Source organism: Phenylobacterium sp., from assembly GCF_030693405.1.
In the GTDB taxonomy this organism is placed as follows: domain Bacteria; phylum Pseudomonadota; class Alphaproteobacteria; order Caulobacterales; family Caulobacteraceae; genus Phenylobacterium.
Window position 1 is genome coordinate 39,135 of record NZ_JAUYAW010000059.1, and the last position, 19,530, is coordinate 58,664.

The 19,530-nt window shown below is 68.1% G+C and carries 23 protein-coding genes; 12 read left to right on the plus strand and 11 right to left on the minus strand.

Annotated features, from left to right (window positions below):
- Positions 1-19 precede the first annotated feature (19 nt).
- From Q8N19_RS12585 to Q8N19_RS12595, 3 genes are all read left to right on the plus strand, one after another.
- A complete protein-coding gene (locus Q8N19_RS12585; RefSeq protein ID WP_305591149.1) occupies positions 20-445 on the plus strand; it encodes a hypothetical protein in 426 nt (141 codons plus the stop codon).
- Positions 446-705: 260 nt separating this feature from the next.
- A complete protein-coding gene (locus Q8N19_RS12590) occupies positions 706-1,788 on the plus strand; it encodes a helix-turn-helix transcriptional regulator (RefSeq protein ID WP_305591151.1) in 1,083 nt (360 codons plus the stop codon).
- 73 nt (positions 1,789-1,861) lie between these two features.
- Entirely contained in the window at positions 1,862-2,776 is a 915-nt protein-coding gene (locus Q8N19_RS12595) for an alpha/beta hydrolase (protein WP_305591153.1), read from the plus strand.
- Between the two features lie 15 nt (positions 2,777-2,791).
- On the opposite strand, the gene Q8N19_RS12600 is transcribed toward Q8N19_RS12595, so the two are convergent.
- On the minus strand, positions 2,792-3,682 hold the full coding sequence (locus tag Q8N19_RS12600) for an AraC family transcriptional regulator (RefSeq protein WP_305591155.1): 891 nt from the start codon (positions 3,680-3,682) through the stop codon (positions 2,792-2,794).
- Between the two features lie 139 nt (positions 3,683-3,821).
- On the opposite strand from Q8N19_RS12600, the gene Q8N19_RS12605 reads away from it, so the two are divergent.
- The 3 genes from Q8N19_RS12605 (at position 3,822) to Q8N19_RS12615 (ending at position 7,002) form a co-directional block, all read left to right on the plus strand.
- Positions 3,822-4,556, plus strand: a complete 735-nt coding sequence (locus Q8N19_RS12605) for an SDR family oxidoreductase (protein ID WP_305591157.1) — start codon at positions 3,822-3,824, stop codon at positions 4,554-4,556.
- Positions 4,557-4,618: 62 nt separating this feature from the next.
- Entirely contained in the window at positions 4,619-5,497 is an 879-nt protein-coding gene (locus Q8N19_RS12610; RefSeq protein WP_305591159.1) for a transglutaminase family protein, read from the plus strand.
- A 203-nt stretch (positions 5,498-5,700) separates the two neighbouring features.
- The gene (locus Q8N19_RS12615; protein WP_305591160.1) at positions 5,701-7,002 is read left to right on the plus strand and encodes an MFS transporter; all 1,302 of its coding nucleotides are present in this window, start codon (positions 5,701-5,703) and stop codon (positions 7,000-7,002) included.
- Between the two features lie 23 nt (positions 7,003-7,025).
- Here Q8N19_RS12615 and Q8N19_RS12620 read toward each other — a convergent pair whose 3' ends face one another.
- The 3 genes from Q8N19_RS12620 to Q8N19_RS12630 form a co-directional block, all read right to left on the minus strand.
- Positions 7,026-8,096 (minus strand): Glu/Leu/Phe/Val dehydrogenase, encoded by a 1,071-nt coding sequence (locus Q8N19_RS12620; protein ID WP_305591162.1) that lies wholly within the window; start codon positions 8,094-8,096, stop codon positions 7,026-7,028.
- A gap of 62 nt (positions 8,097-8,158) precedes the next feature.
- Positions 8,159-9,190: an alpha/beta hydrolase gene (locus Q8N19_RS12625; protein WP_305591164.1), complete on the minus strand. Its 1,032-nt coding sequence runs from the start codon at positions 9,188-9,190 to the stop codon at positions 8,159-8,161.
- Positions 9,187-9,792, minus strand: a complete 606-nt coding sequence (locus Q8N19_RS12630; RefSeq protein WP_305591166.1) for a uracil-DNA glycosylase family protein — start codon at positions 9,790-9,792, stop codon at positions 9,187-9,189. Before Q8N19_RS12630 ends, Q8N19_RS12625 begins: the two co-directional genes overlap by 4 nt.
- Positions 9,793-9,968: 176 nt before the next feature.
- Here Q8N19_RS12630 and Q8N19_RS12635 point away from each other — a divergent pair, with 176 nt between their 5' ends.
- Positions 9,969-11,405, plus strand: coding sequence for a methyl-accepting chemotaxis protein (locus Q8N19_RS12635; protein WP_305591168.1), 1,437 nt, complete (start codon positions 9,969-9,971; stop codon positions 11,403-11,405).
- A gap of 4 nt (positions 11,406-11,409) precedes the next feature.
- Here the strand turns inward: Q8N19_RS12635 and Q8N19_RS12640 are convergent, their stop codons facing one another.
- From Q8N19_RS12640 to pcaF, 3 genes are read right to left on the minus strand one after another with little or no spacing between them, the layout of a single operon-like run.
- Positions 11,410-11,706, minus strand: coding sequence for a DUF3253 domain-containing protein (locus tag Q8N19_RS12640; RefSeq protein ID WP_305591170.1), 297 nt, complete (start codon positions 11,704-11,706; stop codon positions 11,410-11,412).
- Positions 11,706-12,854: an acyl-CoA dehydrogenase family protein gene (locus Q8N19_RS12645; protein WP_305591172.1), complete on the minus strand. Its 1,149-nt coding sequence runs from the start codon at positions 12,852-12,854 to the stop codon at positions 11,706-11,708. The genes Q8N19_RS12640 and Q8N19_RS12645 overlap by 1 nt, the downstream gene beginning before the upstream one ends.
- A 25-nt stretch (positions 12,855-12,879) precedes the next feature.
- On the minus strand, positions 12,880-14,088 hold the full coding sequence (gene pcaF / locus Q8N19_RS12650) for a 3-oxoadipyl-CoA thiolase (RefSeq protein WP_305591195.1): 1,209 nt from the start codon (positions 14,086-14,088) through the stop codon (positions 12,880-12,882).
- A gap of 199 nt (positions 14,089-14,287) precedes the next feature.
- On the opposite strand from pcaF, the gene Q8N19_RS12655 reads away from it, so the two are divergent.
- The 3 genes from Q8N19_RS12655 to Q8N19_RS12665 all read left to right on the plus strand — a co-directional run bounded on the left by Q8N19_RS12655 (position 14,288) and on the right by Q8N19_RS12665 (position 16,045).
- Positions 14,288-14,737, plus strand: coding sequence for a PaaI family thioesterase (locus Q8N19_RS12655; RefSeq protein WP_305591174.1), 450 nt, complete (start codon positions 14,288-14,290; stop codon positions 14,735-14,737).
- Between the two features lie 61 nt (positions 14,738-14,798).
- A complete protein-coding gene (locus Q8N19_RS12660) occupies positions 14,799-15,053 on the plus strand; it encodes a hypothetical protein (RefSeq protein ID WP_305591176.1) in 255 nt (84 codons plus the stop codon).
- Positions 15,050-16,045 (plus strand): MsnO8 family LLM class oxidoreductase, encoded by a 996-nt coding sequence (locus Q8N19_RS12665; RefSeq protein WP_305591178.1) that lies wholly within the window; start codon positions 15,050-15,052, stop codon positions 16,043-16,045. The genes Q8N19_RS12660 and Q8N19_RS12665 overlap by 4 nt, the downstream gene beginning before the upstream one ends.
- Here Q8N19_RS12665 and Q8N19_RS12670 read toward each other — a convergent pair.
- The gene (locus Q8N19_RS12670; protein ID WP_304753808.1) at positions 16,042-16,203 is read right to left on the minus strand and encodes a hypothetical protein; all 162 of its coding nucleotides are present in this window, start codon (positions 16,201-16,203) and stop codon (positions 16,042-16,044) included. The two genes, Q8N19_RS12665 and Q8N19_RS12670, sit on opposite strands and share 4 nt — an antisense overlap.
- 94 nt (positions 16,204-16,297) lie before the next feature.
- Between Q8N19_RS12670 and Q8N19_RS12675 the strand changes: the two genes are divergently transcribed.
- A complete protein-coding gene (locus tag Q8N19_RS12675; protein ID WP_305591181.1) occupies positions 16,298-16,729 on the plus strand; it encodes a PaaI family thioesterase in 432 nt (143 codons plus the stop codon).
- 3 nt (positions 16,730-16,732) lie between these two features.
- Here the strand turns inward: Q8N19_RS12675 and Q8N19_RS12680 are convergent, their stop codons facing one another.
- From Q8N19_RS12680 to Q8N19_RS12690, 3 genes are all read right to left on the minus strand, one after another.
- The gene (locus tag Q8N19_RS12680; protein WP_305591183.1) at positions 16,733-17,206 is read right to left on the minus strand and encodes a molybdopterin-dependent oxidoreductase; all 474 of its coding nucleotides are present in this window, start codon (positions 17,204-17,206) and stop codon (positions 16,733-16,735) included.
- Positions 17,203-17,820 carry a glutathione S-transferase family protein gene (locus Q8N19_RS12685; protein ID WP_305591185.1) on the minus strand — a complete coding sequence of 206 codons (618 nt, stop codon included), beginning with the start codon at positions 17,818-17,820 and terminating at the stop codon, positions 17,203-17,205. The genes Q8N19_RS12680 and Q8N19_RS12685 overlap by 4 nt, the downstream gene beginning before the upstream one ends.
- 61 nt (positions 17,821-17,881) lie before the next feature.
- Entirely contained in the window at positions 17,882-19,159 is a 1,278-nt protein-coding gene (locus tag Q8N19_RS12690) for a NupC/NupG family nucleoside CNT transporter (RefSeq protein ID WP_305591187.1), read from the minus strand.
- A 169-nt stretch (positions 19,160-19,328) separates the two neighbouring features.
- Here Q8N19_RS12690 and Q8N19_RS12695 point away from each other — a divergent pair.
- The coding region (locus Q8N19_RS12695) for an Ohr family peroxiredoxin (protein ID WP_305591189.1) at positions 19,329-19,530 on the plus strand (202 nt) is incomplete at its 3' end.

Sequence of the window (19,530 nt, forward strand, 5' to 3'; positions counted from 1 at the left end):
CGGTCCCTTGGCGCGCCAAATGGCGGCCGAACTGGCGCAGTCGCGGTCTACGCGCCTGGCCGACGTTGCTATTCCGCCGGAGGACAAAGCCGCAGTAGTTCAGGCTCAACAGGCTTACTCCCACGTCGTATTCGTCGATACGCTCTACTGGGGATTTATGTACTTCGCCACAGATTGGGCACACTATAATGTGCTCTATACGGCTCGAATGCGCCTTTTCGACAATGCCGAGAACAAGAACGTGGCGCTAAAGACCTGTAGCTGGGAGAGCGAAAAGGCTGGGAGCGGCAGGTACACGCGCGGCGAACTCCTGGCGAATAACGCCCAACAGCTGAAAGCGGAGTTGGCCAAGGCGGCTGAAACCTGCGCCGACGAATTCCGAGGCGTCCTAGCGCTTCCTCGGCCAACCCAGGTCACGCAGAATTCGTCGGACATCATCCCCTAAGCCCTTGGCCAGGCGCCTTTCGACATCAGCTCATAGGGGTTTGAGGCTGGTCTTCGGGACGGCCGCGCGGGTTGGTCTTGACGCCTGACGAGGACAGGGGCCGTGTTAACCTGACCCGGCGCCGGGCCTAGAGAGCGAAGGCTCAAAGTGCTCGGGCGCCGGCCTCTTGATCCTGAACGCCGCCACGCATCGAGGGATTTCAGTTGCGAGGCGAGCGGAGATCAATTCGATTGATCCCGCCGCCAGACCATGGAGATCCGATGGAAAGCGATCTGATTGACCGGATCTACGAGTGTTCCGTGGCCCCGGACCTGTGGCCCTCGGTGCTCGACGATCTGGCGGCGATGACCGACTCCCGGGGCGGCCTGCTGTTCTCTGCCCGCAAGGCGCTTTGCTGGACCGCCTCAGGATCGATCCGGGAGGTGTTCGAGGCCTATGTGAACGACGGCTGGTTCCACCGCTGTCCCCGACGCACCTGCATCATGAGCCAGTCCGATCCCGCCTTCTTCGTGGAGCAGGATTTCTGGAGCGAAGACCAGATCAAGGGCGATCCGATCTATCGCGACTTCTTCCACCCCCGCGGGCTGGGCTGGTCGGCCGGCACGGGCCTGCAGGTGCCCACCGGTGACTCCATTGTCTTCAGCATCGAACGGACCCTGGAACGCGGTCCGATCGAGCCCGAGCACGTGGCCACCCTGAACAGTCTGCGCCCGCATCTGGCGCGAAGCGCCCTGGTCAGCGCCCGCCTCGGCCTGCAACGCGCCCAGGGCGCCACCGAGGCGTTGAGCGGGTTGCGGCTGCCCGCTCTGCTGCTCACCGAAGGCGGTGTGGTCGTTGAGGCCAATGAGTGGATGGCGCCGCTGGCCGGGGAGGTCCGTTTTGGCGCGGGCAACCGGCTGGTGCTGAGCGACAAGGCCGCTCAGCAGATGCTCGCCGACGCCCTGAAAACCATTGACGCGGCCCCTGGCCTGGGGCGCTGCACCTTCCCCCTGCGCGACGAACTGGGCAAGGCGACGATGGTGCTGCACCTGATCCCCATCAAGCGCTCAGCCCACGACATTTTCGGCCAGAGCTTCGCCCTGCTGATGATGACGCCGGTCAGCAGCGAGCGGACCCCGTCGCTGGACCTGATGCGCTCGCTCTTCGACCTGACGCCGGCCGAGGCCCGGGTGGCCCAGGGGATTGCGGCCGGCAAGACCCTGGAGGACCTGGCGCTGGCTGGCGATGTGTCGATCAACACCGTCCGCAATCAGCTCCGCCGCGTCCTGGAAAAGACCGGCTGCGCCCGCCAGGCCGAGCTGGCGGCCCTGCTCTCCAGCGTCGCGGTGGGGGCCGGACTGTAGTCGCCCGCCGCGCCATCTGAGTTCCGCCACATTGCCCGTCTAGCTCCACAAGCTAGAGCTTCCGGGGGCGATGATGGACCTGAGATTTTTGGCCGCAGGCCTGGTGGCCGCGCTCTTCGCCTGCGGCTGCACGGAGGCGGCACAGACGACTCAGGCCGCCCCTCCTGCGCCCTTGGAAGGCCAGCCCTACGTCCTGAAGGACACCCAGGTCTGGACCGTGCCGGACCCCGTCTCCGGCCGTGAATATGAGGTCTTTGTCAGCCTGCCGGCCAGCTACGAGGCCGAGCCGCAGCGCCGCTACCCGACCCTCTATGTCACCGACGCCGACTACGCCTTTCCGATCCTTCGCCAGATGGCCCGCCGGATCAATCTGGACGGTCCGGTGATCCAGGACTTCATCCTCGTCGGCCTCTCCTATGCCAAGGGCGAAGGCGGTGCGGCGTCGCGCAGCCGCGACTACACGCCGGTTCCCTGCAATCCGGAAAGCCGCTGTGAGCTGACCCATGGCGGCGGCGACGCCTATCAGACCTATCTGAAGGACGCGGTGTTGCCCTTCATCGAGGGGCGATTCAGGGCTGATCCCGAGGCCCGCGTGCTGCTGGGTCACTCCTATGGCGGCCTGCTGGGCGCCCAGATCCTGTTCACCGACCCGACGATGTTCCGAGCCTATGTGCTGGGCAGCCCCTCGTTCTGGTTTGGCCAGCGCCACATCATGACGATGGAGGCCGACTATGCCCGGGCCCACACCGATCTGCCGGCCGAGGTCTTCATGTATATCGGCGCCTTCGAGACGCCGGGCCCTACCCCGCGCCACGCCTCGCGCTACGACATGGTCGGCCAGATGGCCGCCATGGAACAGGTTCTGAAGTCCCGCGCCTATCCGAACCTGAAGGTGCGCTCGACCGTGCTGGCCGATGAGGACCATCTGACCGTCGCGCCGGCCGGCTTCACCCGGGCGCTACTGGCGGTGCTGCCCGCGCAGCCTTGAGGCAGCGCCGGTCGCCTACACCGCAATCGGCACAGGCCCGCCGGCTTTCAGCCGGGCGGCGTCTCGGGCGGGCGGGGCGCCGAACAGGCGGGCATATTCGCGGGAAAACTGGGAGGGGCTCTCATAGCCCACCTGGAAGCCGGCCGCTTGAGCGTCGGCGGCCTCACCCAGCATCAGGCGGCGAGCCTCCTGCAAGCGGATCTGCTTCTGGTACTGCAGCGGGCTCATGGCGGTCACCGCCTTGAAGTGGTGGTGCAGCGCCGAGGGGCTCATCCGCGCCTCGTGCGACAACCGCTCGATGCTGAAGGGCTGGTCGTAATTGGCGCGGATCCAGGCGATGGCGCGGCTGACCTGGGACAGCCGGCTGTCCGGGGCGCCGATCTGGCGCACGATGCCGGCCTGATCGCCGGTCAGCAGCCGGTAGTGGATCTCCCGCCGGATGATTGGGGCCAGCACCTCGACATCCTGCGGCCGGTCGAGCAGGCGCAGGAGACGGGCCACCGCATCGGTCAGTTCGGGTGTATTGCGGCTGAGATGCAGGCCCCGCGAGGTCTCGGCCCCGGCGGCGGGCGGCCGCTGCAGCATCAGCTCCCGGAGCAGAGCCGGATCCAGATCCACGCGAATACAGAGATACGGCCGCTCAGGGCTCGCCTCCACCACCTGGCCGGTCAGGGGCAGGTCGACCGACACCACCAGGTGGCTGGCGCTGTCGTAATGGAAGGTCTCATCGGCGAGCATCACCACCTTGGCGCCTTGCGCGATAATGCAGACCGCCGGCTGGTGCAGGACGGGCACACGCTCAGTAGGCGCGCCAAAGCGTATGACCGCCAGGCCAGGAACAGGCATGTCGTGCATGCCGTCTTCGGGCGCGTGGCGGGCGATCAAAGAGGCGAGATCATCCATCATGCTTGCTCTCATGGCTCCAGTCTCGTCGCAAGCCGCTCGCCGGCCTCCAGGAGGATCGTGCAAGAACCGCGGAGGACTGGTCTAACGCACGATGCTCCGCCTGACGCATCTCTGGTCTCGCCAAGACAAGGAGACGGCCATGACTGAGATTGCAAACAAGGTGGTGCTGGTGACCGGCGCGAGCAGCGGCATCGGCGAGGCCGCAGCCCGTGAGCTGGCCGCCGCCGGCGCCATCGTGGTGCTGGGCGCGCGACGGGTAGAGCGGTTGGAAGCCCTGAAGAACGAGATCGAGGCGAACGGCGGCAAGGCCATGGTCCGGAGCCTGGACGTGACCTCCCGCGAGGATATGAAGGCCTTCGTCGAGGCTGCCCAGGCGCAGTTTGGCCGCATCGACGTAATCATCAACAATGCCGGCGTCATGCCGCTCTCGCCGTTGGCCGCCCTGAAGGTGGACGAGTGGGACCAGATGATCGACGTGAACATCAAGGGCGTCCTGCACGGCATCGCCGCGGCCCTGCCGATCATGGAGGCCCAGGGCCACGGGCAGATCATCAACATCGCCTCGACGGCCGGACACCAGATCCTGCCGAGCGCGGCGGTCTATTGCGCCACCAAGTTCGCGGTGCGCGTGATCTCCGAGGCCCTGCGCCAGGAGACCGACAAGGTGCGGGTCACCGTCGTCTCGCCGGGCGTCACCACCTCGGAGCTGGCCAGGACCATCACCCATGCCGAGACCGCCGCCTTCATCGACGAATACCGGGAAAAGGCCATCCCGGCCGAGGCGATCGCCCGGGCCATCCGCTTCGCCATGGAGCAACCTCCCGAGGTGGATGTGAACGAAATCATCGTCCGCCCGAGCGCGACGACGGTCTGACCCTTCTTGGTCAGCGCCAGGCGGGGGAACCTTCGCCCTCAGGGCGTGTTAGCAGCGCGCCCATGTCCCGCCTGATCATCCGCCACGAAACCCGCTACGCCTATGAGCGCCCGGTCGCCTTTGGGCCGCACGAACTGCTGGTGCGGCCCCGAGGCGGCCATGCCCTGCGGGTGGTCAAGGGCGCCCTGACCTTCTCGCCCCGAGGGGAGACGCGCTGGCGCTACGACGCCTATGGCAACTGCGTCTGTCAGCTGAACCTGAGCGAAGAGTCCGACCAATTATTCGTACTCAGCGAACTGGAGATCGAGCGCTTCCCCGCCCCCCTGGAGCCGCAGGAGGTGGACGACCCCCATACGGCCACACCCATCGTCTATCCCCCCAGCGACCGGGCGGTGCTGGGTCCCTATATCGAGCCCGCCACTCTGGATCCGGATGGCCTGCTGCTGCGCTGGCTGCATGGGGTCGCGCCGGCGGTGGGCGAGCCCGCCATCGACTATGTGCTGCGCCTCAACCGGGCCATCCACCAGCAGTTCGCCTACCAGGCCCGCCACGAGGAGGGCGTTCAGGCGCCCCACGAAACCGTGGCGCTCGGCCGGGGGACCTGCCGCGACTTCGCCTGGCTGATGGTCGAGACCCTGCGCCGCCTGGGCTTCGCCGCCCGGTTCGTCAGCGGCTATCTCTATTCCCCGGGGCTGGAGAGCGTGCGCGGCGCCGGCGCCACCCATGCCTGGTGCGAAGTCTTCCTGCCGGCCTTTGGCTGGATGGATTTCGACCCCACCAACGGCCTGGCCGAGGCCGCCGATCTGATCCCGGTGGCGGTCAGCCGCACCCCGGCCGAGGCCGCGCCGATCAGCGGATCGATCCTGGGAGATCCGGGGCTGAGCCGCATGGTGGTGAAGGTGGACGTCACCCTGGCCGCCCCCCTGGCCAGCGCCGCCTGAGGCGCAGCTTGCAACCTTGGCGCCCAGTTTTGGCGCGGGCGAGAAATCGGCTTTTCAGGGCGGCGGACTCTGATAGGACGGAGTCATTGTTTTAGCAGATCATAATTTTGGGGAGCCGCCGCGCGACCCTTTGCGACCCCCGCGCGGCTGGGACGCTATTGGAAAAGACAACTGAGGAACCATCGGCCGCCGAAGAGGTGGTCGTGATCCATCCTGACGAAGACGGCAGAAGCCTCGCCGAGCGCGAGATCGAGTACGAAAAGTTCGTCTGGGCCAATCTGAAGCGCAACTATATCGCCCACTATCTGCACGGCATGCTGGGCATGACCGGCTTCCGGCTGGTCAATGCGCCCACCTTCCTGCCCGCCTATCTCTACCTGATTTCCGGCTCCAGCTTCATCGTCGGCCTGGGTTTGGCCCTCCAGCAGGTAGGGGGCATGCTGTCTCCGATCTTTGGCGCCACCCAGATCGAACACCGCAAGCGGGTGATGCCGGCCGCCGTCTGGATGGGCGGTCTGGCGCGGGTCCAGATCCTGGGCATGGCGCTGGCGGGCTGGTTCCTGTCGGGTCAGCCCCTGGTGGTGGCGATCCTGTCCTTCATGTTCATGTTCGGCCTGTTCATGGGCACCCAGGGAGTGGTCTTCTCCCTGCTCATGGCCAAGGTGATCCCCATCAGCCGGCGGGGCCGGCTGCAGGCCTGGCGCAACGCCACCGGCGGGGTGATCGCCGCGGCCCTGGCCTGGGTGGCCGGCAAGTACTTCATCGAAGGCAACATGCTGGGGAACGGCTACGCCACCACCTTCCTGTTCGCCACCATCCTGACCACGGCGGGCCTCTGGGCCCTTCAGGCCCTGATGATCGAGCCCGAACCCCCCACCACCCGGGCCCAGACGCCGTTCTTCGAGCGGCTCAAGGACTTCCCGCGCCTGGTTTCCCAGGACCGTGGCTACATGTTCTTCCTGATCGTGCAGATGCTGGCGATCACCGGTCGGATGGCGACGCCGTTCTACATCCTCTATGTCAGCACCACGATCGAGCTGACCGGGGCCAATATCGGCCTGCTCACCCTGGCCTTCCTGGGGGCCGACACCCTGGCCAACCTCGTCTGGGGGTATCTGGGGGACAGGACCGGGTTCCGCGTGGTGCTGATCAGCTCCCTGGTGATCTGGATCGCTTCGACGGTGCTCCTGATGAATGTCCACGAGGTGTGGGCCATCTTCCTGGCGTTCTGCGGCCTTGGAGCCTCGCAGTCCGGCTACATGATGAGCGCACAGACTATGATCCTGGAGTTCGGGAACCGGGACGACATGCCCATGCGGATCGCCCTGTCGTCCACCGCCTCAGGCGTGATGGCCTCGGCGGGTCCTCTGGCGGGCGGTCTGATGGCCGCCACCTTGGGCTATCAGAGCGTCTTCGGCGCCTCGATCGCCTTCCTGACAGCGGGCCTGCTGCTGCTGTTGTTCATGGTCCGCGAGCCACGAAAGGACAGGCTGGCCTCGCTCTGAAGCCCCGCCTGCCCCCACAGCCGTCAGGCTGGGGCGCCAGCGCCCTGGGCGATCCGCTCGCGGGCCATCTCGCCTGCGACCTCGTGGGTCGGGCGGCGCTCAGCGATGGAGCGGTCGAGCACCGCCTCCAGGGTGAGCATCAGGCGCGCGAGCTTGCCCTCCACCCAGGCAGGGTCAAAGGCTTCGCCAGCGTCCAGGGCGCGGATCTCGCCGGCCACATTGATGATGCCGCCGCCGTTGATCACATAGTCCGGCGCATAGAGCAGGCCGAGGTCGAACAGGGTCTGGCCGATCACCGGGTCGGCCAGCTGATTATTGGCGCCGCCGGCGATGATGCGGGCGCGCAGGCGCGGCAAGGTCTCGGCGCTGATCGCCCCGCCCAGGGCGCAGGGGGCGAAGACGTCGGCCTCGACGTCGAAGATCTCGTCCGGCGCCACGATCATCGCCCCGGTCTGACCGGCCACCTGGGACAGGGCCTCGCGGTTCACGTCGGTGATCACCAGCCGCGCGCCGGCCGCGCTCAGCTTCTGGGCCAGATAGGCGCCCACATGGCCCACCCCCTGGATGGCGACGGTGACGCCAGACAGGTCCCGGTCCAGGGCGCGCCGAACACAAAGGCTGATGCCGCGAAGGACGCCTTCGGCGGTCACGGGGCTCGGATCTCCAGACGCCGCCGCATGGCCTTCCAGCCCCGCCACGAAGCGGGTGTGCCGGCGGGCGTGCGTCAGGTCCTCTGGCGAGACGCCGACATCCTCGGCGGTCCAGTAGGCGCCGCCCACGGCCTCGACAGCCCGACCGAAGGCCTCGAACAGGGCGGGCGACTTCTGGGTCCGGGAGTCGCCGATAATCACCGCCTTGCCGCCGCCCAGCGCCAGGTCGGCCATGGCGTTCTTGTAGGACATGGCGCGCGACAGGCGCAGCGCATCCTGCAGGGCGTCAGCCGAGGTCGGGAAGGGCCACATGCGGCAGCCGCCCGCCGCCGGGCCGCGGGCGGTGGAATGGACGGCGATGATGCAGCGCAGCCCCGTGGCCTCGTCGGAAAAGGCGTGAACGGCCTCGTGGCCATCGAAGTCGGGAGAGTCGAACAGGGTCATGCGCTCACGGGATCGTTGCGTTTGAAACCAATTTCACGGGCTCTAGCCCGCAGGCTGCGCCGTCACAAGCCCGCCGTCGCACGGGGCGGGGCCGGCGTCCAGTCGTCGCCGCCCGGCGCGGTGGGAATGGGCGGCGCCCCGGACGGCAGCGGCGCCTCGGGGTCCTCGATATAGGCCAGGATATCGGCCATCACCGCCTCACCCTGCAGGTCTCGGGTCAGCAGGTGCCAGCCGTCGGCGTAGTAGGCGGAACGATCGGTGGGCTTGAGCCGCGCAGCCGCCTGCAAGGCGGGGCGCTCAGGAATGATCTCGTCATTCTGGCCGTACAGGTAGAGCACCGGGACCTGCAGCCGGGCGATGTCGGTCCAGGCGTTCTCCATCAGATCCACAAGCCCGTAGAGGGTGTCTGACCGCGCGCCCCAGATCATCAGTGGGTCAGCTCCCATGGCCCGCAGTTCGGCCATATTGTCCGTCGGCTTGACTCGGTCGGTGACCCATCCGGGCGGGGTATAGACCTTGGGGCCGGTCATGTGGGCGGCGAACCACAGGGCGGTCTTGAACGGCAGGGGCTGGGTCGACCACCCCCAGACCGCCGGCGCCATCAGCACCAGCCGGTGCGCTGCGGGCGGTCGCTCCGAGGCGAAGGCGCGGATGGCCACGGCGCCGCCCATGCTCTCGCCGGCCACCACCACCAGGGCGTGGGGGTGACGGGCGCGAACCAGGGCGACGATGGTCCGCAGGTCCTCCTTCAGCACCGCCTCATCGGGCCAGACCCCGCGATTGGGTGAGCGGCCAAAGCCCCGCTGGTCATAGGCGTAGGTGGTCACCCCATGCTCGGCCCAGTAGGGGGCGGCGAGGTGGAAGGCGTTGGCGTAGTCGTTCATGCCGTGGACAGCGACGACCACAGCGTCTGGCGCGCCGTCCTGGGCGTCCCAGGTGGTCAGGCCCAGCCGCGCGCCATCGAAGCTCACGAAACGATCGCCGGAGAGGCGTGGGCCCTCGAACCCCAGGGGCGGCTCACCGGCCGTCTGGACCATGAGCGGCGTGCACGCTCCCAGCATCAGGGCGAACAGCAAGGCGGTCAGACGAGTCATGCGCGCAGAAGAGCCTCCACCCTTTGGCGAAGATAGGGCGTGACCTCGGCTTCGAACCAGGGATTGCGCTTCAGCCAGGCGGTGTTGCGCCAAGATGGATGCGGCAGGGGCAGGATAGCCGGCCCATACTCAGTCCAGGCCGCCACGGTCTCTGTCATGGTGGCCTTGCGCGCCGCGCCCAGCGCCCAGGCCTGGGCATAGGACCCCACCAGCAGGGTCAGCTCCACCTTCGGCAACAAGGCCAGCAATTGCGGGCGCCACAGCTGGGCGCAGCGGGTCGGCGGCGGGAAGTCGCCGCCCTTGGGATTGGTCCCGGGAAAGCAGAAGGCCATGGCGGCAACGCCGATGGCCGGGTGGTCGTAGAAGGTGTCCCGGTCCACGCCCATCCAGCTGCGTAGCCGAACGCCCGAAGGATCGTTGAACGGCAGGCCGCTCTCATGCACCAGCCGGCCCGGCGCCTGGCCGCAGATCAGCAGCCGGGTCTCTGGACGTACGCGCACCACGGGCCGCGGCTCGGGCACGAGATCGCCCGCACAGGCCCGGCAGGCGGCGATGTCGGCAAGCAGCGTCTGGAGGCCGTCGATGGCGGGCATGAGCGCCATGTAGGCGCCATCTGCGCCCGACGCCACCGGGCTCAGGGGTGCGACAACCTGTCAGCGTTGTGCGCCCCAGATTCAACTCCCGTTAACCGAGTGTCCAGGGTCGTGCGCGAGGATCAGCGCAGCTTGCGGCCGCCAGTTTTGGGCGCCCAGGCCAGGGCGAAGCGGGTGACGAGCAAATGCTGAAGACGATCAAGGGACGCATGCGGCTCTCCTGGGGGGTGGGCATGGCGTCCATGCTGGCCCTGGCCGGACTGAACATCGCCCTCCTGCGCATGGTGGCGCAGGCCGGCGGCGGTGCGGAGGCCGAACGCATCCTCGGCATGGCCACCGCGATCAGCATCGGGATCGGCCTGGCCACCGTGGTCGGCGTCGTGCTCGGCGCCCTCTACTTCGAAGGCCTGGTGATCACCGCCCTGTCGCGGATGAGCGGCGTCATGCGGCGCCTGGCGGCGGGCGAGATGGTGGAGGCGATCCCCGGCGCTGAGCGCCACGATGAAATCGGCCAGATGGCCGCCAGCGTGGTGGTCTTCCGCGAGAACGCCGCGGCCCGCGCCCGCCTTGAAACAGAGGCTGAGACGGCGCGGGGCGAACTCGACCGCCGCCTGGCCGCCGCCGAAGCCGCCTTCGCCCGGTCAACCGAGGATCAGAAGGCCCTGGTGGAGGCCATGGCGCGAGCTCTGTCGCGTCTGGCCCGGGGTGACCTGGGGGCCCGCATCGATGTGGCCGTGGCGCCGGACTACGAGGCCCTGAAGACCGATTTCAACGCCGCCGTCAGCCAGCTGGAGGGCGCGTTCGGCGCCATCGCCACGGCCACAGGCGAAATCCGCGCCGGCTCCCGGGAGATCGCCACGGCGGTGGACGACCTATCGCATCGCACCGAGCGCCAGGCCGCCAGCCTGCAGGAGACCGCCGCGGCCCTGGACGAGATCACCGTCACCGTGCGCCGCACCGCCTCAGGGGCGCGCCAGGCCAACGGGGCCATGGCCTCGGCCCGCAGCGAGGCCGAGCGCAGCGGTCAGGTGGTCGGCCAGGCCGTCACCGCCATGGGCGAGATCGCCAGCTCCGCCCAGGAGATCAGCAAGATCATCGGCGTGATCGACGAGATCGCCTTCCAGACCAGTCTCCTGGCGCTCAACGCCGGGGTGGAGGCCGCCCGGGCCGGCGAGTCTGGACGGGGCTTCGCCGTGGTCGCCTCGGAGGTGCGGGCGCTCGCCCAGCGCTCGGCCGATGCGGCCAAGGAGATCAAGGGCCTCATCGAGGCCTCCGGTCACCAGGTGCAGAGCGGCGTCGATCTGGTGGGCCAGACCGGCGAGGTGCTGAGCGGCATCGTCGGCAAGGTCACAGAAATCTCGGACGTCATCGCCGCCATCGCCGCCTCGGCCGAGCAGCAGTCGGTGGGCCTGGCCCAGGTGAACACCGCCATCACCGACATGGACAAGGTGACCCAGCAGAACGCGGCCATGGTGGAAGAGGCCAATGCGGCCACCCGCACCCTGGACCAGCACGCCGCCTCGCTGTCGGAGTCGGTGGACCGGTTCCAGCTGTCCGGGGCTGCGACCAACCCGGTCCACGCCCAGCAGGCGCGGCTGGCGGTCCTGGCCGGCGGGCGCTGAGCGCCTATTCCGGCGAAGGCGACTCTGGCGGCGCCAGGACGCCCGGCAGAACCTCGCCGGCCATAGGCAGGCGCAGGCGGTAAACGCCCTTGAACTTGTTGGGATCGGTCGGCTTGCCATGGCGGGTGATCACCAGCCGGCCTTCCCGGGCGAGCCCCACCGAGACGGTGCGCACCCGCGATAGCCAGCGCCGCCAGCCCTCGGGATCGGCGGCCCGGGCCGCCTCCTCCGGCGAGATGGACTTGCCGGGGGCCAAGGGCGTCAGAAGATCAAAGATCGCCGTTTCGATAGGATCGGACATCAACCGCCACGCTTCAGGGTTTCGCGGGCGATGACCACCTGCTGGATCTGACTGGTGCCCTCATAGATGCGGAAGATGCGCACGTCGCGGTAGAACCGCTCGATCCCGTAATCAGCGACGTAGCCGGCGCCGCCGAAGATCTGCACCGCCTTGTCGGCCACCCGGCCCACCATCTCCGAGGCGAAGTACTTCGACGCCGCCGCCTCCATGGTCACGCCCTGGCCGGCGTCGCGTTTGCGGGCGGTCTCCATGGTCAGGGCCTTGGCGGCCAGCGCCTCGGTCTTGCAGTCGGCGATCATCCCCTGGATCAGCTGGAACTGGCTGATGGCCTGGCCGAACTGCTTGCGCTCACTGGCATAGGCCACGCAGTCGGTGATCAGCCGCTCGGCCACCCCGACGCAGACCGCCGAGATGTGCAGCCGGCCGCGGTCGAGCACCTGCATGGCCACCTTGAAGCCCTCGCCTTCGGCGCCCAGACGGTTCTCCACCGGCACCCGGACATTGTCGAAGGTGACGTCACAGATATGGGCGCCCTGCTGGCCCATCTTCTTCTCGGGCTTGCCCACCGAGAGGCCCGGCAGGTCGCGGGGCACGAGGAAGGCCGAGACCCCGCCGCCGCCCGGCTTGGACGGATCAGTGCGGGCCATGACGGTGAACAGGTGGGCCTTGTTGGCGTTGGTGATGTAGCGCTTCGACCCATTCAGCACATAGGCGTCGCCGTCCAGGGTCGCCCGGGTCTGGACCGAAGCCGAGTCCGATCCGGCCTCCGGCTCGGTGAGGGCGAACGAGGTGATGATCTCGCCGGACGCGATGCCAGGCAGATACTTCGCCTTCTGCTCGTCGGTGCCGAACATCACCAGGCCCTGGCTGCCGATGCCGACATTGGTGCCGAACGCCGAGCGGAAGGCCGGGCTGGTGCGGCCGAGCTCCACGGCCACCAGGCATTCCTCCTCCATGGAGAGGTCGAGCCCGCCATACTCGGCCGGGATGGACAGGCCAAACAGGCCCAGTTCCTTCATCTCGGCCACCACGTCGTCGGGCATGGTGTCGGTCTCGGAGACCTGGGCCTCCAGGGGGCGCAGCCGTTCGGTGACGAAGCGGCGGACGGTGTCGATCAGCTGGTCGCGGGTTTCGGCGTCGAGGGCCATGATCTGTCGTCTTTCCTGGAAAGTCTTAGGCTTTGGCCAGCGCCAGGGCCGAGCCCTGGCCCACGCCGACGCACATGGTGGCCAGCGCCCGGGCGCCGCCCCGTTCCTTCATCGCCCGCGCCGCCGTGAGCGCAATCCGCGCGCCGGACGCCCCCAGCGGATGGCCGATGGCGATGGCCCCGCCGTGCGGGTTCACATGCTCGGCGTCGTCGGCCAGGCCCCAGGCCCGGGTGCAGGCGAGCGCCTGGGCGGCGAAGGCCTCGTTCAGCTCGACCACGTCGAAGTCCCGAGGGGTAAGCCCCAGGCGGCCGCAGAGCTTCTCCACCGCCGGCACCGGGCCATAGCCCATGACCCGCGGCGGAACGCCGCCCGAAGCGCCGCCTTCGATCCGGGCCAACGGCTCCAGGCCCAGCTTCTGCACCATCTCGGCCGAGGCCAGCAGCAGGGCCGCGGCCCCGTCATTGACGCCGGACGCATTGCCGGCCGTGACCGTGCCGTCGGGGCGCACGATGGGCTTGAGGCCCTGCAGGGCTTCCAGGGTCGTGTCCGGGCGGGGATGCTCGTCCTTGGAGATAACGGTCTCGCCCTTGCGATCCTTCAGCGTGATCGGGGCGATCTCGCCCTGGAAAAAGCCGCGGGCCTCACCGGCGCCGTAGCGCTGCTGGCTGCGGGCGGCGAAGGCGTCCTGGTCGGCCCGGGCGACCTGATAGTCTGTGGCCACATTCTCGGCGGTCTCCGGCATGGAGTCGACGCCGTAGTCCTTCTGCATCTGGGGGTTCACGAACCGCCAGCCGATGGTGGTGTCGAAGATCTCCGCCGAGCGCGAGAAGGCGCTGTCGGCCTTTCCCATAACGAAGGGCGAGCGGGTCATGCTCTCCACCCCGCCGGCGATCACCAGCTCGGCCTCGCCTACGGCGATCATCCGGGCCGCGGCGATGGTGGCGTCCAGGCCCGAGGCGCAGAGGCGGTTGACGGTCAGCCCCGGCACCGAGCTCGGCATGCCAGCCAGCAGCAGGGCCATGCGCGCCACATTGCGGTTGTCCTCGCCGGCCTGGTTGACGCAGCCATAGATGACCTCGTCGACCTCTTCCCAGTCGACGCTGGGCAGGCTGGCCATCAAGGCGCGGATCGGATGGGCGGCCAGGTCATCGGCGCGCACCTTGGCCAGGGCGCCGCCATAGCGCCCGATCGGGCTTCGCAGACCTGCGCAGAGATAGACGGTCCGGCCTTCCATGGTCACGCCTCGCATCATTCGGTTCAGAGGGGACGGAAACTAGTGACTGCGGCCCGGGCGAGCAAACCCTTCGGCGCCGCCCTGGGGCGAGCGGGCGACGTCCGCAGCGACCCACCGCCACAGAAATCAGGGCTTTCACCCCGCCCCGCCCGGCGGCTAAGGAGCGCGGGGCTGAGAACTTCAGGAACGGGTTGAGCGTATGGACGGCGGCGGCGAAGCGAAAAACGGACTGGTGACCGAAGGCGAATGGGCAGGCTGGCGCACCTGGGAAGGGTCTGATCCCTTCGAGGATCATGCCGGTCCCTTCTATTTCCGCCATGACCCGGACGGCACGCCCCGCTGCGCCTTCCGCGCCGAGCAGAAGCACATGAACGGCGGCGGCTTCATGCACGGCGGCTGCATCATGACCTTCGCCGACTACTGCCTGTTCGTGATCGCCCGCGAGGCCCTGGAGGGCCAGCATAGCGTGACCGCGACCTTGAACGGCGAGTTCGTCGGGGCCGTGCCGCTGGGCGCCCTGGTCGAATGCAAGGGCGAAGTGGTCCGCAACGCCCGCTCCATGGTCTTCGTGCGCGGGCTGATCACCACCGGAGCTGAAAACGTGATGAGCTTCTCGGGCGTGATCAAGAAGCGCGGCCCCCGCAAGTAGGCCTTGCGCCCTGGGCGGGCAGGGCCATGTTCGGGTCCCGCCGTCTTCGTCAGGAGTTCCCATGAGTCCACCCGCCAAACGCAATCTGGGCCAGATCGCCATGGGGGTCGCGCTCGCCCTGATGGCCGGGCCCGTGGCCCTGTTCAAGCTGGTCGAACTCGGCTTCTTCATGACTGGCGTCGCGCCGGGCCAGTGGATGACCGCGGCCGAGCCCACCGCCATGCCGGTCTCCATCGTGGTCATGCTGTTCGCCGGCCTCGTGGCCGCCTATGGGGTGCGGATGGTCTTCCGTGAGCTGCGGTCGCCCAGCGCGTGACTCAGCTTTCGGTGCTCGACCTCTCGCCGGTGGGCGGGACCAACACCCAGGCCCAGGCGGTCCGGGAGACGATCGAGGTGGCCAAGGCCGCCGAGCGCCTGGGCTATCACCGGTTCTGGCTGGCCGAGCACCACAATATCGAAGGCCTCGCCTCCCCGGCCCCTGAGATTTTGATCGCCGCCCTGACCCAGGCGACCTCCACCATCCGGCTGGGATCGGGCGGGGTGATGCTGGTGAACTATTCGCCGCTGAAGGTGGCCGAGGTGTTCATGGAGCTGGAGGCTCTGGCGCCCGGTCGGATCGACCTGGGGGTCGGTCGGGCGCTCGGCGCCGATGGTCGCACAGGCGCGGCTCTGAGGTCGGCCTCATCCGAGGCCTTTCCGCACTATTTCGCGCTGTTGAACGCCTGGCTTCTGGATGCGAGCGGGCGCGAGCCCCTGGGCGCCGATCATCCGGCCAAGGGCATCCGGGCGCACCCGACCGGTCCGAGCCACCCGGACCTGTTCATGCTGTGCTCGTCAGCCGACAGCGCAGCCTTCGCCGGCCAGGCCGGCGTCGGCATGGTGTTCGCTGAATTCATCGCGCGCAGCGACGGCGGTCCGGCTGTGGCGGCCTATCGGCGCGCCTTCACGCCCTCGCCCTTCCGAACCGAGCCCATGGCGGCCATCGCCACCATCGCCCTTGCGGCCGACAGCGAGGCCGAGGCGAGACGCCTGGACGCGCCGCGGCGCGCCTCCACGCTGGCGACCGCAACCGGTCAGCGCCGACGCTTTCCGGTGATCCCCGAGGCTCTGGCCTATCTGGCGGAGCTCGAGGGCCATCCGGAGCTGGCGGCCATTGAGTCGCGCAGCATCGTCGGCGACGGCGAGACGGTGCGCCGTCGGCTGGAAGAGAAGGCTCACGCGAGCGGGGCGGACGAAATCTTCGTCATGGCCTCAGGGCCGAGCCTTGAAGCGCGCATCCGCTCGCTGGAGCTGATCTTGCCGGCCTAGAACAGACCGGCGCGCTGGGCGATCACCACCAGGGCGATGACCACCAGAACCGCCTGGATGATCCCATTGAGGGGCGCCGGAATCGGCAGGAGGCGCACCGCATAAAGGGCCAGGCCCAGCAGCACGAGAACGATGACGATCAGGATGAGCAATGACATGCCATTCAAACCTCTGCCGTGGGCAAAGGTTCCGCCTCTAAGCGCGCAAAAAAGCGTCCTGGTCGAACACCGGTTTCAGTCTTAGCGTCGCCCCATGGCCAGCCTCAACAACACCACCAGCCGCGAACGGCTCAACGACGCCAACCTGGGCAAGCTGCCGGGGCATCTGGGCCTCGAGATCGTCGAGGTCGCCGACGGCAAGGTCGTCGGAACCTTCAAGGTGCGCGAAGATCTGGTGGCGCACACCGGCTTCCTGCTGGCCGGCGCGGTGCTCACCGTCGCCGACATCCTCTGCGCCTATGGAGTCTCCACCGCCTGGCCTGACGGGGCGAACGGCTTCACCACCGCCGAGGTGAAGTGCAATTTCGTCGGCACCCTTCGCGAGGGCGAGGCGCGCTGCACCGCCACCCTGCTGCACGGCGGCCGCACCACCCAGGTCTGGGACGCCCGGGTGGAGGACGCGGCGACGGGAAAGCTGATGGCCGCCTTCCGCTGCACGCAGATCATCCTCTACCCGAGGGCCTGAGCCCTATTCGGCCAGCCTGTAGTCGATGGCCACCACCTGGCGGACGCTGCGCCAGGACTTGAGATCATCGCCGACGACGACCCGGCGGGGCCCTTCCCGTTCCGGCAGGGGACCGCCGTTCACGGTGTCGGCCAGGATGGCGCCGTCCCCGTGCAGGTCCTTGTCGGCCTCCACCGCCGACAGCACCGCGGCATAGCCGTCGGCGCCGCGGACCACGAGGTAGCCGCGCATCGGCGCGCCGTGGGCGCGCATGCCCACCGGCAGACCTGCGGCCCGCATCACATGGGCCAGGGCCGGTCCCTCATAGAGGTCCGGACCCGCCTTGCCCTCGACGCTCACCTGCGCCCGCGGCAGGTCGGCGAGGGCCGCAGCGCTCAGGGTGACCGAGGTCCCGTCAGCCCGGGAGACGGTGAGGTCCTGGGCGGCCGCCGGCAGGGCGAGGGCTGCGAGCAGGCCGAAGAGGAGAAAAGGCTTCACAGGGCGATCTTGACCGACTCGCGGCCCTTCATGGCCTCAAGCCAGCGGTTCACATGGGTCATCTCTTCGGGCGGCTTGAACTTGATCATGCGGGCGAAGTCGATGGAGGCGAAGGCGACGATGTCGGCGATGGTCAGCCGGTCGGCGGCGATCCACTCGCTCTCGGCCAGACGCCGGTCCAGCACCTTCAGGGCGCGGGTTCCGGCCTGGGCGTTGTAGTCGGCGATCACCGGGTTCTGCTGTTCCAGCACCGCCAGGGCCGGATGGCTGTGGCGCACGGCCATCATCAGGGGCGTGGCGACCATCATCTCCACCCGGCGGGTCCACATTTCGATGATCGCCGTCTCCCTTGGATCGCGGCCCATGAGATTGGGCTCCGGATAAACGCTTTCCAGGTAGCGGCAGATGGCCAGGGACTCGGTGATGCAGGTCCCGTCGTCCATCTCGAGCATGGGGACGTTGGCGAGGCCCGCCTTGGCCAGATAGTCCGGCTGCTTGTGGGCGCCTTCCAGCAGGCTGACCGGGACGATCTCGACGTCCTCGATGCCCTTTTCGATCAGGAACAGGCGGACCCGTCGCGGATTGGGCGCCCTGGGGGTGTCATAGATCTTCATGGTCGTCCCTCCGGCTTTGCGCCCAGAGGTGGCGCCGTCACGCCAGGGCGGTCAAGGCGCCCTAAAGGCCAAACAGCTCCCGGGGCATGGCGCCGACCACAGCGGCGGTCATGCAGGTGGCGAGGAAGCCGGCCAGCAGGGCCTTCCAGACCATGCCGATGATCTCCGCCCGACGCTCGGGCATCAGCACGCCCATGCCGGTGACGGTGATCCCCACCGACCCGATATTGGCGAAGCCGCAGAGCGCGTAGGTCATGATCATCCGGGTGCGCTCGGTCATGGCCTCGGCCGGGACGCCGCCCAGCTGGATAAAGGCGATGAACTCGGTGAGCATCAGCTTGACGCCCAGCAGGTAGCCCGCCTGCGGCGCCTCGGCCCAGGGCACGCCGATCAGCCAGGCCAGCGGCGCGAACACCACGCCGAGCACCCGCTCGATGGTCAGGGGCGCGCCCAGCACGTCGGGGAAGACGCTGAGCAGGCCATTGCCGATGGCCACGAAGGACACGAACACGATCAGGATGGCGGAGATGTTCAGGGCCACGGTCAGGCCATCCATCGTGCCCTTGGAGATGGCGTCGATGGAGGAGTCGTACTTCAGCAGTGAGCCATAGTCGGCGAAATAGCCGCCCTGCCCCTTCTTCTCCGGGATCATGATCCGGGCAAGCAACACGCCGGCCGGCGCCGAGACGATGGAGGCCACCAGCACGTGGGCCGCCGCATTGGGCAGCACCTCGCGCAGGATGGTGGCGTAGGCGACCATGGTGGAACCTGCGACCGTGGCCAGGCCCACCACGATCATCAGGAAGACTTCTGAGCGGGTCAGCTTGTCCAGATAGGCTCGAATGACGATCGGGCTTTCGATCATGCCCAGGAAGATGTTCACCGCCACGGCGAGCGCCGAGGCGCCCCCCAGGCCCATGGTCTTCTGGAACACGAAGCCGAAGCCCTGGGTGATCCACTTCAGGATCTTCCAGTGCCAGAGCAGGGCCGACAGGGCCGAGATAACCAGGATCAGCGGCAGGACCTGGAAGGCGAAGACGAACAGGGCGCCTGGATTGGTGACGTCATAGGGCTGTGCGCCGCCGGCCATGTAGCCGAACACGAATTGGGTGCCTTGAGCGGTCGCTGCGGCCAGGCCATCGACGCCGGCATTGATCGCCCGCACCACAGCCCGCGCACCGGGGATCCCGAACAGTCCCAGGACCAGCGCCACCTGAACGGCCACAGCCCCCAGGGCCAGCCGCCAGGGAAAACGCGAGCGATCCTCCGACAGGGCCCAGCAGACCACCAGGATCAGGCCCAGACCCAGCAGGCTCTGGGCGTTTTCCAGTCTGAACATCAAGCCTCCCCAAGCCCGCGCCTCAAGTCGTGGCGGCGTCGCCATGCCCTTGAAGAGCAAGGCCTTGTCCGGCGCAAGGGATGACTGGCTACAGAAAGTCAGGCGCCTCCCCTTGACGCACATTACATTGTACACAATCTAATTGCTTGAGATTGAAAAGGAGCTCCCCATGTCCCCTCTCTATGAAACCAGCGCCCGCGCCGTCGGCGGCCGCGAAGGCCACGTCGAAACCGTCGATGGTCAGTTCAAGGCCGACCTGGCCATGCCCAAGGCGCTTGGCGGCCATGGAAACGGCGCCAATCCCGAGCAGCTGTTCGCCGCCGGCTACGCCGCCTGTTTCGAAAGCGCCGTGCGCCATGTCGCCCGCCAGC

What these genes read in the sequence shown, in the direction of transcription:
- Q8N19_RS12645 (WP_305591172.1), bottom strand. Translation starts at nt 12,854, where the DNA reads ATGGCCCTCGACGCCGAAACCCGCGACCAGCTGATCGACACCGTCCGC.
- Q8N19_RS12655 (WP_305591174.1), top strand. Translation starts at nt 14,288, where the DNA reads ATGGACGGCGGCGGCGAAGCGAAAAACGGACTGGTGACCGAAGGCGAA.
- Q8N19_RS12620 (WP_305591162.1), bottom strand. Translation starts at nt 8,096, where the DNA reads ATGACCCTGTTCGACTCTCCCGACTTCGATGGCCACGAGGCCGTTCAC.
- Q8N19_RS12630 (WP_305591166.1), bottom strand. Translation starts at nt 9,792, where the DNA reads ATGGCGCTCATGCCCGCCATCGACGGCCTCCAGACGCTGCTTGCCGAC.
- Q8N19_RS12670 (WP_304753808.1), bottom strand. Translation starts at nt 16,203, where the DNA reads ATGTCATTGCTCATCCTGATCGTCATCGTTCTCGTGCTGCTGGGCCTG.
- Q8N19_RS12685 (WP_305591185.1), bottom strand. Translation starts at nt 17,820, where the DNA reads ATGAAGATCTATGACACCCCCAGGGCGCCCAATCCGCGACGGGTCCGC.
- pcaF (WP_305591195.1), bottom strand. Translation starts at nt 14,088, where the DNA reads ATGGAAGGCCGGACCGTCTATCTCTGCGCAGGTCTGCGAAGCCCGATC.
- Q8N19_RS12605 (WP_305591157.1), top strand. Translation starts at nt 3,822, where the DNA reads ATGACTGAGATTGCAAACAAGGTGGTGCTGGTGACCGGCGCGAGCAGC.
- Q8N19_RS12595 (WP_305591153.1), top strand. Translation starts at nt 1,862, where the DNA reads ATGGACCTGAGATTTTTGGCCGCAGGCCTGGTGGCCGCGCTCTTCGCC.
- Q8N19_RS12640 (WP_305591170.1), bottom strand. Translation starts at nt 11,706, where the DNA reads ATGTCCGATCCTATCGAAACGGCGATCTTTGATCTTCTGACGCCCTTG.
- Q8N19_RS12585 (WP_305591149.1), top strand. Translation starts at nt 20, where the DNA reads ATGGCGGCCGAACTGGCGCAGTCGCGGTCTACGCGCCTGGCCGACGTT.
- Q8N19_RS12675 (WP_305591181.1), top strand. Translation starts at nt 16,298, where the DNA reads ATGGCCAGCCTCAACAACACCACCAGCCGCGAACGGCTCAACGACGCC.
- Q8N19_RS12635 (WP_305591168.1), top strand. Translation starts at nt 9,969, where the DNA reads ATGCTGAAGACGATCAAGGGACGCATGCGGCTCTCCTGGGGGGTGGGC.
- Q8N19_RS12625 (WP_305591164.1), bottom strand. Translation starts at nt 9,190, where the DNA reads ATGACTCGTCTGACCGCCTTGCTGTTCGCCCTGATGCTGGGAGCGTGC.
- Q8N19_RS12590 (WP_305591151.1), top strand. Translation starts at nt 706, where the DNA reads ATGGAAAGCGATCTGATTGACCGGATCTACGAGTGTTCCGTGGCCCCG.
- Q8N19_RS12610 (WP_305591159.1), top strand. Translation starts at nt 4,619, where the DNA reads ATGTCCCGCCTGATCATCCGCCACGAAACCCGCTACGCCTATGAGCGC.
- Q8N19_RS12690 (WP_305591187.1), bottom strand. Translation starts at nt 19,159, where the DNA reads ATGTTCAGACTGGAAAACGCCCAGAGCCTGCTGGGTCTGGGCCTGATC.
- Q8N19_RS12600 (WP_305591155.1), bottom strand. Translation starts at nt 3,682, where the DNA reads ATGATGGATGATCTCGCCTCTTTGATCGCCCGCCACGCGCCCGAAGAC.
- Q8N19_RS12660 (WP_305591176.1), top strand. Translation starts at nt 14,799, where the DNA reads ATGAGTCCACCCGCCAAACGCAATCTGGGCCAGATCGCCATGGGGGTC.